The organism is Salipiger marinus, assembly GCF_035481585.1.
Lineage (GTDB): Bacteria > Pseudomonadota > Alphaproteobacteria > Rhodobacterales > Rhodobacteraceae > Salipiger > Salipiger marinus.
Genome location: NZ_JAYKSL010000008.1, coordinates 222593 through 232967, shown reverse-complemented (window position 1 = coordinate 232967; position 10375 = coordinate 222593). Strand labels below are relative to the sequence as shown.

At 66.3% G+C, this 10375-nt stretch carries 11 protein-coding genes and 1 tRNA gene; 8 read left to right on the top strand and 4 right to left on the bottom strand.

The features are described from left to right. Positions 1–224 precede the first annotated feature (224 nt). Both VK682_RS13110 and VK682_RS13105 read left to right on the top strand, forming a co-directional pair. Entirely contained in the window at positions 225–371 is a 147-nt protein-coding gene (locus VK682_RS13110) for a hypothetical protein (protein ID WP_324782042.1), read from the top strand. Between the two features lie 1002 nt (positions 372–1373). Next, on the top strand, positions 1374–2006 hold the full coding sequence (locus tag VK682_RS13105) for a hypothetical protein (RefSeq protein ID WP_230797112.1): 633 nt from the start codon (positions 1374–1376) through the stop codon (positions 2004–2006). Here the strand turns inward: VK682_RS13105 and VK682_RS13100 are convergent. Continuing rightward, positions 2003–2176, bottom strand: a complete 174-nt coding sequence (locus tag VK682_RS13100) for a hypothetical protein (protein ID WP_230797113.1) — start codon at positions 2174–2176, stop codon at positions 2003–2005. The genes VK682_RS13105 and VK682_RS13100 overlap by 4 nt on opposite strands. A 41-nt stretch (positions 2177–2217) precedes the next feature. Beyond that, on the bottom strand, positions 2218–2511 hold the full coding sequence (locus VK682_RS13095) for a YbjQ family protein (protein ID WP_324782041.1): 294 nt from the start codon (positions 2509–2511) through the stop codon (positions 2218–2220). 254 nt (positions 2512–2765) lie between these two features. Here VK682_RS13095 and VK682_RS13090 point away from each other — a divergent pair, with 254 nt between their 5' ends. Then, the gene (locus VK682_RS13090) at positions 2766–3506 is read left to right on the top strand and encodes a LamG-like jellyroll fold domain-containing protein (protein WP_230797115.1); all 741 of its coding nucleotides are present in this window, start codon (positions 2766–2768) and stop codon (positions 3504–3506) included. A 331-nt stretch (positions 3507–3837) separates the two neighbouring features. Here the strand turns inward: VK682_RS13090 and VK682_RS13085 are convergent. Then, a tRNA-Ser gene (locus tag VK682_RS13085) sits at positions 3838–3927 on the bottom strand. 445 nt (positions 3928–4372) lie between these two features. Here VK682_RS13085 and VK682_RS13080 point away from each other — a divergent pair. From VK682_RS13080 to VK682_RS13065, 4 genes are read left to right on the top strand one after another with little or no spacing between them, the layout of a single operon-like run. Continuing rightward, positions 4373–5254 carry an SPOR domain-containing protein gene (locus VK682_RS13080; RefSeq protein ID WP_324782040.1) on the top strand — a complete coding sequence of 294 codons (882 nt, stop codon included), beginning with the start codon at positions 4373–4375 and terminating at the stop codon, positions 5252–5254. A gap of 43 nt (positions 5255–5297) precedes the next feature. After that, complete coding sequence (locus VK682_RS13075; RefSeq protein WP_089844426.1) at positions 5298–6473, top strand: D-alanyl-D-alanine carboxypeptidase family protein; 1176 nt, start codon at positions 5298–5300, stop codon at positions 6471–6473. Then, positions 6470–7099, top strand: coding sequence for a dTMP kinase (gene tmk / locus VK682_RS13070; RefSeq protein WP_230797117.1), 630 nt, complete (start codon positions 6470–6472; stop codon positions 7097–7099). The genes VK682_RS13075 and tmk overlap by 4 nt, the downstream gene beginning before the upstream one ends. Beyond that, positions 7096–8217, top strand: a complete 1122-nt coding sequence (locus VK682_RS13065) for a DNA polymerase III subunit delta' (RefSeq protein ID WP_230797118.1) — start codon at positions 7096–7098, stop codon at positions 8215–8217. Before tmk ends, VK682_RS13065 begins: the two co-directional genes overlap by 4 nt. 106 nt (positions 8218–8323) lie before the next feature. Here the strand turns inward: VK682_RS13065 and VK682_RS13060 are convergent, their stop codons facing one another. Next, entirely contained in the window at positions 8324–9385 is a 1062-nt protein-coding gene (locus VK682_RS13060) for an Mrp/NBP35 family ATP-binding protein (RefSeq protein WP_324782039.1), read from the bottom strand. 249 nt (positions 9386–9634) lie between these two features. On the opposite strand from VK682_RS13060, the gene VK682_RS13055 reads away from it, so the two are divergent. After that, on the top strand, positions 9635–9853 hold the full coding sequence (locus VK682_RS13055) for a DUF1127 domain-containing protein (RefSeq protein WP_089844434.1): 219 nt from the start codon (positions 9635–9637) through the stop codon (positions 9851–9853). Positions 9854–10375 lie beyond the last annotated feature (522 nt).

Below are 10375 nucleotides of genomic sequence, written 5' to 3'. Positions count from 1 at the left end.
CAAAAGCGGAGGTGCCAATCACCTGCACGGCTGATCCCCGAACCCGTTAGGTGGGGAATTTTGCGCCAGCACTTCTGGGGAATTTTGATCCAGCATTTACATGCAGTTCTGGAAACTGAAGCCATGGCTGCGCAACTAACCGAAATCAGCCTCCGGCAAACCCGGAGAGGTTCAGTGCGGCGGTTGCGGGCACCGGCAGCGATCCGGCCGTCAGCAGCGCCACGGTGCTGGGCGCCACCCCCGGCAGCGGGCTCTGGAGCGGCCACATCTCCGACCTGATGATCTGGGATATCGACCTGCTGGCCAGCGCTGCCCCCGCAGAGCACGCCCGCCTCGATGCCTTCTTCGCCTCGGCCTACGGGATCGGGTGAACTGAGGACGCGTAAAGTGTGTGTGGGTAGCCCTGGACACGCCCATACACACCTGCGGTTTGTGCATGGCTCGATCTACAGAGACTTGGGTAAGTCTAAATTAACATATTGATAAATAAAAACTTTGAACTGTCGGGCCGCTAAGTTCCGAGAAAACGCCCTTAATCGTCGAAGATGCGAGCTCCCTTCTGAAGTTGACGACATTCAAGCTATTGAAAATACTTAACTTTTAACCATATTCGAAAAGGTTTGCATCAGTTCCACGTTCAAGGATCCTTGCTCGGCCAACCGATAGGCACCGAAGCCATAAAAATAAGGAAAATACGTAGATAAAGCGGGTTTACGTTGGATGTAGAGGAACCAACATCTCGGTCCGCGTACCCCCTAATTCTGTCCGCAGCTCAAACGAGACGCAATGTGACTTCTGGGTAGGTCAAGGCTCAACGGACGCCTTCTGCGGGGTAAAAGCCCTTATTTACAAGGCTCCGACGGCTTGCGACACCTGACGATTGTTGTTTGACAGACATTATTACAGTGTTCCCGGAAGAGGCCGACTGAGGCTGGAAGTTTCCGGATGGCCAAGAAAACAAGGCGTTTCAGGCCATAAAGCCCCCGGTCGAGCCCGCCTCGGGCGTGTCATTCAGTAAACCTGAAAACGCCCTTTAGACCGGCCGTGAAGGGCGTCTGGTGACCTCCAAGGACGAAGGCCACGGTGCCCCTGAAACCTCAGTAAAACAAGGCTTTCAGCAGCCCCGATGGGCCTTTGGGCGCGCGGAGGTGCGCTTTGGAACATGCAACTGCGTTTGCATGTTCGCCCTGGCATTTGCATGTTCCAGTTTATGACAGAAAATCAGTAACATGAAGGGATCGCGCCTGCTGGCGCTCCCTTGCCGAACATGCAACTGATTTTCGGACGCTGGACAGGTTTGGGGGCGGAGAGGGGTAAGTATTCCGATAAGCTCACCTTGATGAGACGCACCAACCAGCCCGCAGGAGGTCCCCATGGACCAGGTTAAAGTTCTTCTCGATCTCCCCTTCGATGTCCTGCTGCTGCTTGCGGCCGGATACGCCTCCTACCGGATCGCGTTCATCGGACGTGACGCGCATCATTCGACGATCGACGTGACCTTCATCAGCCTTGCCTTCGCTGCTATAGCCAAGCTGTCGATGCAGCTCACGGCGCAAGCGGCGCCGGATGTCCCGGTATGGTCCATCGGCCTCGGATCAGCGGCGGCAAGCCTGCTGATCGCTGTCGTCTGGCGCAGGTGGGGTCAGGCCTCGACATACAAAGCTTTGCGCGCCTGCTCGGTTTCGGATCACGACGGGCAGCCCGATGTCTGGCGCAGCATGCTGGCCCGGGATCTGAAGGCTCCGACCCGTCTTGTCGTCTGCCTCAAGGATGGCAGGTCACTGATGTGCGAGGAGCTTGCCAAGTTCAACGATGCGCCGATGGGCCCGTGCCTCTTCGGGCCGGACGGATCGGTCGCGCTCTATGTCACCGACGTCCTCAAGCCCGGGGCTGAAGACTGGGATCAGGTCGAGCCATTCGACCCCGAGCGCAGTTCTTGGGGCTATGAGCTAAGCCTTATCCCGTCGTCGGAAATCGCCCGCATAGATGTGTCGAGGCCGGCCTAGCCCTTAGGTTTGGGCTTGGGCTTGGTGACGGGCTGCAGTTCGCTTTTCAGCGGTTGCTGCGAGCCCGTCACACGGCGAGGGTCAAAGGCGATCGGAAGCGAACCCTGCGTCGAAGCGCCGTCCCGAACCCCAAAGTGCCTCTTAAGCTGCTTCTTGATCGAATCGTCCATGTTGGGTTCCTCCAGGTGTTTTTGAGATTGGTCCGGATCGCCTACGACCCGAAATCAGAGCTGCCGCTGAGGGTCACCGCAGTGCCGCTGGCGACCAGGAAGAGCATCGACTTTCCGCCACCTGAAATCTCCGAATAGTCGAGATCGACGCCCACCACCGCGTCGGCGCCGAGCGCCAGGGCTTCGAGCCGCAGTTCCTTCAAAGCTGCCTTCCGCGCATCCCTAAGCCCGTGCTGCATCGTCTGGCTGCGGCCGCCGAAGGCATCCCGGAATGCCCCGGCGATGTCTTTGAACAGGTGCATCCCGATGACGACTTCTGCAGTGACGATGTCCACCCGCCTATGATTACGGCACTGTTCTGGAGATCAGGGCACATGCAGTTTCGCCCCAGGGCGTTGCGGGCCCGATGACGCCGACCTTGTCGATCACCGTGGGCGGTGACCCGGCCGATATTCCCGAGGCTCTGGATGAGGCAGCGATTTCGATCAACACGCTGCTGGGCGGGCTATACCGAGTTCACCACCCGTGAACTCCGCTTCTACATCTGCCGTCAACGCGTGGCGGTGATCTGATCTTAGGAGAGACAACCATGTCCGGCATCCGCCTCGACACTCTATTCACCAACACCGCGCTGCCGGTGGGGGAAAGCCTCGCCGCCGGGCTGCTGGCGTCCGGGACCCTGCAGCACTGGTTCCAGGCCGATGCCGCCCATGTCGATCTGACCGGCGACACCATCGACAGCTGGACCGACCGGGCGGGCAGCGGGCGCGTCCTGACCCCGCGCGGCGGCGGTGCCACCCTCGCCGATGCGGCGCTTGGCTCCTTTCCGGCGGCGCTGTTCGACGATGCGAACGGCGATACCTACGGCATGTCCGGGGCAAACCTGCCCTGGACCGGCGCCTGGACGATTGCGGTGGTGGCGCGGCTTGATGATCTGACATCGGCGCTGCGCATGCTGGTGGGGGCGGGCAGCGGGCAGACCTTCTATCTCGGGCGGATCGGCACCGAGACCCTGCGCCTGCGCTGCGGCGGCACCAACAACACCGACATCCCCTTCACCGGGTTTGGCGACTGGTTTTCGGTCCTCGCCTCCTATGACGGCACATCGGTCACGCGGATTGCCGTCAATGGCGGCGCGGCGGTTGCGGGCATCGGCAGCGATCCGACCGTCAGCAGCGCCACGGTGCTGGGCGACACCCCCGGCAGTGGGCTCTGGAGCGGTCACATCTCCGATCTGATGATCTGGGATACCGACCTGCTGGCCAGCACCGCCGCAGCAGAGCGCGCCCGCGTCGATGCCTTCTTCGCCTCGGCCTACGGGATCGGTTGAGTCGTGGCAGGACTTGAACGGGGCGTTGAAGGCTCCGTTCAAGCCGCCCAGCGCGAAAATGCTTTGCTGCAAATATCCCTGTCAAACACTGAAAAATTTCGTGTCACGCTACAACGATCAGTAGCGACGGCTTTTCCAGCCTCAGGCCTCAGAGATCCCCATGTTTCTGTCCAGTTACAGGTTCGCTCGAACAGAGAAGAACCGCCGTTCAGAGCCCGGAACGGGCCTGGCGCCCAGTCTCAGGGGTTCGCATGGGGGAGGCAAAGCCCTTTGAAAACACGACTATTTCCGCGCCGCATGGGGCGCCTGTCCGTGTTCGTAACAAGGATGATGGCGGATGGGGTGGGATTCGAACCCACGGTACGGTTCCCCGCACGCTAGTTTTCAAGACTAGAGCCTTAAACCACTCGGCCACCCATCCGCTTCGCCTCTCGGCTGGCGTTGCGCTATAGCACATCCAGCCGCGGGGCCAAGGGCTTGGGCGGGGGTGGGGCAATCTCTGTCGCACAAAATGGCGCAAAAATCTGGCGGCAGGCGGGGCTGCGGGCGGGGCGGACTTCTGTGGGGACGGAGCGTGCCGCAGGCCACCTAGCAGACGCAAGGCAGGCGGCTCGCCCGGCAGGCCGTTCCGGCGAAAGCCGTGGCGCTGCGGGCAGACGGGAAAATCCGCGCATGCGGAGTTTGCAGTCTTTTCTTGGGGCGGGCCAGCCGTTACTCTGCGCGCAAAAGCGGGCCCGGTCAGGGTGCGCAGAGGCAATCGGCACGGCGCGGATCAACAGACGTCCAAAGACCGGCGCAGACCGGCGGTGCGATCCGGGCAAGGCCGCGAGGCCCCGTCCGGACGCGGTTCAGGCAGGGGGTGACACATGGTCGAAAGCAACGGAACCGCACGCGCAGGCCTGCGCGCAGGCACCTGTCTGGCACTGGCGCTGGCGCTGCTGGGCGGCTGCTCCGAGGGGCAGATGCCCGGCTTCCTGAAGGGCGGCGGATCCTCTGCCACCTCCGAGGGACCGCAGGCGCCGCGCATGGTGGAGCGCGACATCGAAGCCCCCGAGATCTTTCAGGCGACCGAAGCCGGGCTCTGGGACGGGCGTCCGTCGCTGGGCGGGGTCTGGGTGGCCCATCCCGACGTGACCGAGCCCGAGCGGGTCATCATCCGCAACGAAAGCAACGGTCAGTTTGTCATCGGCGCACTGTTCCGCCGCGAACGCATGAGCCCCGGCCCCGCGCTGCAGGTGTCCTCGGATGCCGCCGCCGCCATCGGCATGCTGGCGGGCCAGCCGGTCGAGCTGAATGTGGTGGCGCTGCGCCGCGAGGAGACGGCGGAGGATCCCGCTGCCCTGCCCGCCGCCGCTGGCCTTGGCGAGGGCGCCATGCCCGAAGCCCCCGACGTGACCGAGGCGCCGCTGGACCCGGCCCCCGCCGCCGCTGCCGCCGAGACCGCGCCGGAGGCTGCCGACCTTTCCGCGCCGCCGCCCGTGGCCGCCCCCCCTGCCCCGCGTCCCGCCTCCGCGCTGGCGCGGCCCTATGTGCAGATCGGCATCTTCAGCGTCGAGCAGAACGCCGAAAACACCGCCGACTCCATGCGGCAGGCCGGCATGGTTCCCGAGGTGCGCCGTCAGGAAAGCTCGGGCAAGACCTTCTGGCGCGTGCTGGTCGGCCCCGCACAGACCCAGTCCGACCTTGACGCCGTGCTTGCCAAGATCAAGGAGGCGAGCTTTACCGACGCCTATGCCGTCACCAACTGACGCCCCCGCCGCAACCCGGGGCCAGACGCAGAGGAGCTGCCGCATGATCCGATCCCTTCGCCGCTGCCTGATGGGCGCCGCCGCGCTGGCCCTGATGGCAGGAACCGCGCAGGCCTTCGACACCAGCGCCCGCGCCGCGTTCGTGCTGGATTACACCACCGGCACGGTGCTGCTGGCCAAGAATGCCGATGAAAGCCTGCCGCCCGCGTCGATGTCCAAGCTGATGACGCTGTACATGGCCTTCGAGGCGGTGCGCGATGGCCGCCTGAAGCTCGACGAGGAACTGCCAGTGTCGGAACACGCCATGTCCTATGGCGGCTCGACCATGTTTCTCAACACCACCGACCGGGTCCGGGTGGAGGATCTGCTGCGCGGCATCATCGTGCTGTCGGGCAATGACGCCTGTGCCGTGATCGCCGAGGCGCTGTCGCCCAACGGCACCGAGGCGGGGTTTGCCGATCTGATGACCCGCCGCGCGCAGCAGCTTGGCATGACCGGATCGCAGTTCGAAAACGCCTCTGGCTGGCCCGCCGACGGGCATGTGATGTCGGTGCGGGATCTGTCGCTGCTGGCGCGGCGCATCATCGAGGATTTCCCCGAATTCTATCCGATGTTCGCCGAACGCCGCTTCGAGTTTGATGGCCGCGCGCCTTCCAACGTCAACAACCGCAACCCGCTGCTGGCGCTGGACATCGGCGCCGACGGGCTGAAGACCGGCCATACCGAAGAGGCGGGCTATGGTCTGGTGGGCTCTGCCCGGCAGGGCGAGCGCCGGGTGATCTTTGCCATTTCCGGGCTGGAGAGCGAACGCGCCCGGGCCGAGGAAAGCGAGGCCATCGTCAACTGGGCCTTCCGGCAGTTCGCCGAGCGCAAGCTGGTGGAACAGGGCAACGAGATCGCCCGCGCGCAGGTCTGGCTGGGCGACGAGGACAGCGTGGGGCTGGTGGCGCGCGAGGATGTGGATCTGCTGATCCCGGTGACGCCGGGCACCGAGCTTGGCGCCGAAGTGGTCTATACCGGACCGCTGCGCGCCCCCATCGCGGCGGGCCAGCAGCTGGCCGAGCTGATCATCCGCCCCGAAGGCCTGCCCGAGCATCGCGTGCCGCTGTTTGCTGCCGAGGACGTGCCCTCGGGCGGGTTCCTGAAGCGCATGATGACCGTCAGCTCGGTGCTGGTGAACCGCCTGCAGGAGCCTGCGCCCGAGCCGGAGGCGATGTGACCGCCCCTGGGCTTTTTGTCAGCTTCGAGGGCATCGACGGGTCCGGCAAGTCGACGCAGGCGCGGCATCTGGCCGAAAGCCTGCGCGCCCGGGGCCGCGAGGTGGTGCTGACGCGCGAGCCCGGCGGCTCCGCGGGGGCGGAGGAGATCCGCGCGCTGGTGCTGCAGGGGGCGCCGGACCGCTGGTCGGCGGAAACCGAACTGCTGCTGTTCACCGCCGCGCGGCGCGACCATCTGGAACGCACGATCCGGCCTGCGCTCGCCGCAGGGCAGACGGTGATCTGCGACCGCTTCGCCGACAGCACCCGCATGTATCAGGGCCTGCGCCGCGAGGATCTGCGCGGCACGGTGGATGCGCTGCACCGGCTGATGATCGGGCTGGAGCCGGATCTGACCTTTCTCATCGACATGGATCCGCAGGCGGCGCTGACCCGCGCCAAGGCCCGCGCCACCGCCGAGGAACGGTTCGAGGATTTTGGCCTTGGCCTGCAGCAGCGGCTGCGCGCGGGCTTTCTGGCGCTGGCGCGGGAGTTTCCGCAGCGCGTCGTGGTCATCGACGGCGCCCGCACCCCCGAGGTGGTGGCCGCCGAGATCCGCGCCAGCCTTGACGCGCGGCACCCGGCATGAGCGCCGAGGATCTGCCCGAAGCCGACCGCGTCGACGGCGCGCCGCATCCGCGCGACACCGCGCGGGTCTATGGTCAGGCCCGCGCCGAGGCGGATTTTCTGGCTGCCTTCGCCTCGGGGCGGCTGCATCACGGCTGGCTGCTGAGCGGACCGCGCGGCGTGGGCAAGGCCACGCTGGCATGGCGCATCGCCGCCTTTCTGCTGACGGCCCCGGATCCGGCCGAAGAGGACGGGCTGTTCGGCGCCCCGCCCCCGCCCGCCAGTCTGGACGTGGCGCCGGATCATCCGGTGATCCATCGCCTGCGCGCCCTGTCAGAGCCGCGCCTGCATCTGCTGCGGCGCGGCTGGGACGACAAGACCAAGCGGCTGCGCGGCGTCATCACCGTGGAAGAAGTGCGCGCGCTGAAGCGGTTCTTTACCCTGTCGGCCACCGATGGCGGGCGGCGCGTGGTCATCGTGGATGCCGCCGACGAGATGAACCCCAACGCCGCCAATGCCATCCTGAAGCTGCTGGAGGAGCCGCCCGCCCGCACCACGCTGCTGATGGTCAGCCACCAGCCGTCGCGGCTGCTGCCCACCATCCGCTCTCGCTGCCGCGAATTGCGGCTGATGCCGCTCGATGCGGCAGAGATGACGCAGGCGCTGGCACAGGCTGGGGCAGAAGTCGCCCCGCAGGAGGCTGCGGCGCTGGCCGAGCTGTCCGCCGGGTCGGTGGGCGAGGCGCTGCGGCTGCTGGGACAGGACGGGCTGAAGCTTTATGCCGATCTGGTGGCGCTGGCGGACAGCCTGCCCCGGCTTGACCGGCAGAAAGCCATGGCGCTTGGCGAGGCCACCGCCGGGCGCGGCAACGAGGCGCGGCTGGACCAGCTGCTGACCCTGACCGACCGGCTGATGGCGCGGCTGGCGCGCACCGGGGTCACCGGGGCCGGGCCGCAGGTGGAAGCCGCCCCGCGTGAGGCGGAGATCCTGCGCCGTCTGGCCCCCAGCGCCGCGGCGGGCCGGGCCTGGGCGCAGCTGGCGCAGGAGGCGGGCGAACGCGCCCGCCATGCCCGCGCCGTCAATGTCGATCCGGCGGCGCTGGTGCTGGATCTGCTGCTGCAGTGGCGCAAACCCGCCTGAGCCGGGCCCGTGGCGGCGGGGCAGGACGGGGGCTCTGCCCCCGCCCCCTGCGGGGGCTCCCCCGGGATATTTGGGGCCGCTGGAAGCGCCGGGCGCGGGACTGTGGTCAGACCACGCCGGTGTCGATCATCCGGCGCGCCAGCGTGGCATAGGCCTGTGCCATCGGACCCTCGCCAAGCGCCACCGGCGTGCCCGCATCCCCGGCCAGCCTTGTGTCCAGATCGATGGGCAGATCGGCCAGCACCGGCAGGCCGAGCCGCGAGGCTTCGGCGGCGACGCCGCCATGGCCGAAGATATGCGCCTCGTGCCCGCAGTTCGGGCAGTGAAAGGTGCTCATGTTCTCGATCAGGCCCAGCACCGGCACCTTGAGCGTGGCGAAGGCATCCAGCGCCTTCTTGGCGTCGATCAGCGCCACGTCCTGCGGGGTCGAGACCACGATGGCGCCGGTCAGGTCGGATTTCTGACCCAGCGACAGCTGCACGTCGCCGGTGCCCGGCGGCAGGTCGATCAGCAGCACGTCAAGCTCGCCCCATTCCACCTGCATCAGCATCTGCTGCAGCGCGCCCATCAGCATCGGGCCGCGCCAGACCACCGCCTTGTCCTCGGGGAGCATGAAGCCGATGGACATGAGCGTGACGCCATGCGCCGAGAGAGGGATGATCGTCTTGCCATCGGGACTGGCCGGGCGGCGCGAGATGCCGAACATGCGCGGCTGCGACGGGCCGTGGATGTCGGCATCGAGCAGCCCCACCCGCTTGCCCGCCCGCGCCAGCGCCACGGCAAGGTTCGACGACACCGTGGACTTGCCCACGCCGCCCTTGCCCGAGCCGATGGCGATCAGGCGCTTGACCCCCGGCGGTGCCATGCGGCCCTCCTGCGGCTGCGCGTGGCCGCCGATCTTCAGCGACGGCGCCTTGGGCGCGGAATGGGCGGTGAGCGCCACCTTGACCGTGGCCACCCCGGGCAGCGCCGCCACGGCGCGTTCGGCGGCGGCGCGCATCGGCTCCATGACCCGGGCGATTTCGGGGCTCGGCGCTTCGATCACGAAACGCACATGGCCGTCCTCGGTGGTGAGCGCACGAATCATGTCGCGCGAGACCAGCGTGCCGCCATCGGGCAGATCGAAGCCCGCAAGCACCTCTCTGATAGCGTCTGACAATTGTGTCATGGGTTCTTCCCTTCCTCTACTGCAGGGCTGACGTAGGGTCGCCCTGCGTGGCGCGCAATTCTCGTCCGTCTTCCGCCCAATCCTTACGCTTAACCGTTTGCTTTCGCTCGAAAGGATGCGTTTTTGTCCATGCATCCGCTGCATAGCGGCATTGCCCAGCAACGGGATTGTGCAACTGCAGCATATGCCCCATCTATGGCTCAACAGACAGCGCAGGACCACAACGGTCCGCAGACGAAAGACAAGACGATGGCATATGCAACCGAACACAGCACTCACGCACACGGCGCACTTGAAGGCCGGACCGCCGGTCTGGTCGCCCGCCTCCGCGACGCTCTGGCACGGCGCAAGCTCTATCGCCAGACCATCCGCGAACTTGGCGCCCTGAGCAACCGCGAACTGAGCGATCTGGGGCTGCACCGCTCCATGATCCGCCGGATCGCCTATCAGGCCGCCTACGAGGCGTAAGATTTCGAATACCCTCCGGCTCTCTCCTCCTCCCTGAGCCGGAGCGGTCCGGCGGCAGTCTCTCTCCTCCTCCCTGAGGCTGCCGCCGAAAACAGATACCGGGGCCGCAAGGCCTCAAGAGCTTCGGAGCCCCTCTCCTCCTCCCTGGGGCGTTCGATGCGCGGCGATCTCTCTCCTCCTCCCTGAGACCGCCGCACCCTCCTCCCGGGGCCGCAAGGCCCCAAGAGTTTCGGAGCCCCTCTCCTCCTCCCTGGGGCGTTTGATGCGCGGCGGTCTCTCTCCTCCTCCCTGAGGCTGCCGCCGAAAACAGATACCGGGGCCGCAAGGCCTCAAGAGCTTCGGCGCCCCTCTCCTCCTCCCTGGGGCGTTCGATGCGCGGCGATCTCTCTCCTCCTCCCTGAGACCGCCGCACCCTCATACCGGGGCCGCAAGGCCCCAAGAGTTTCGGAGCCCCTCTCCTCCTCCCTGGGGCGTTCGATGCGCGGCGGTCTCTCTCCTCCTCCCTGAGACCGCCGCACCCTT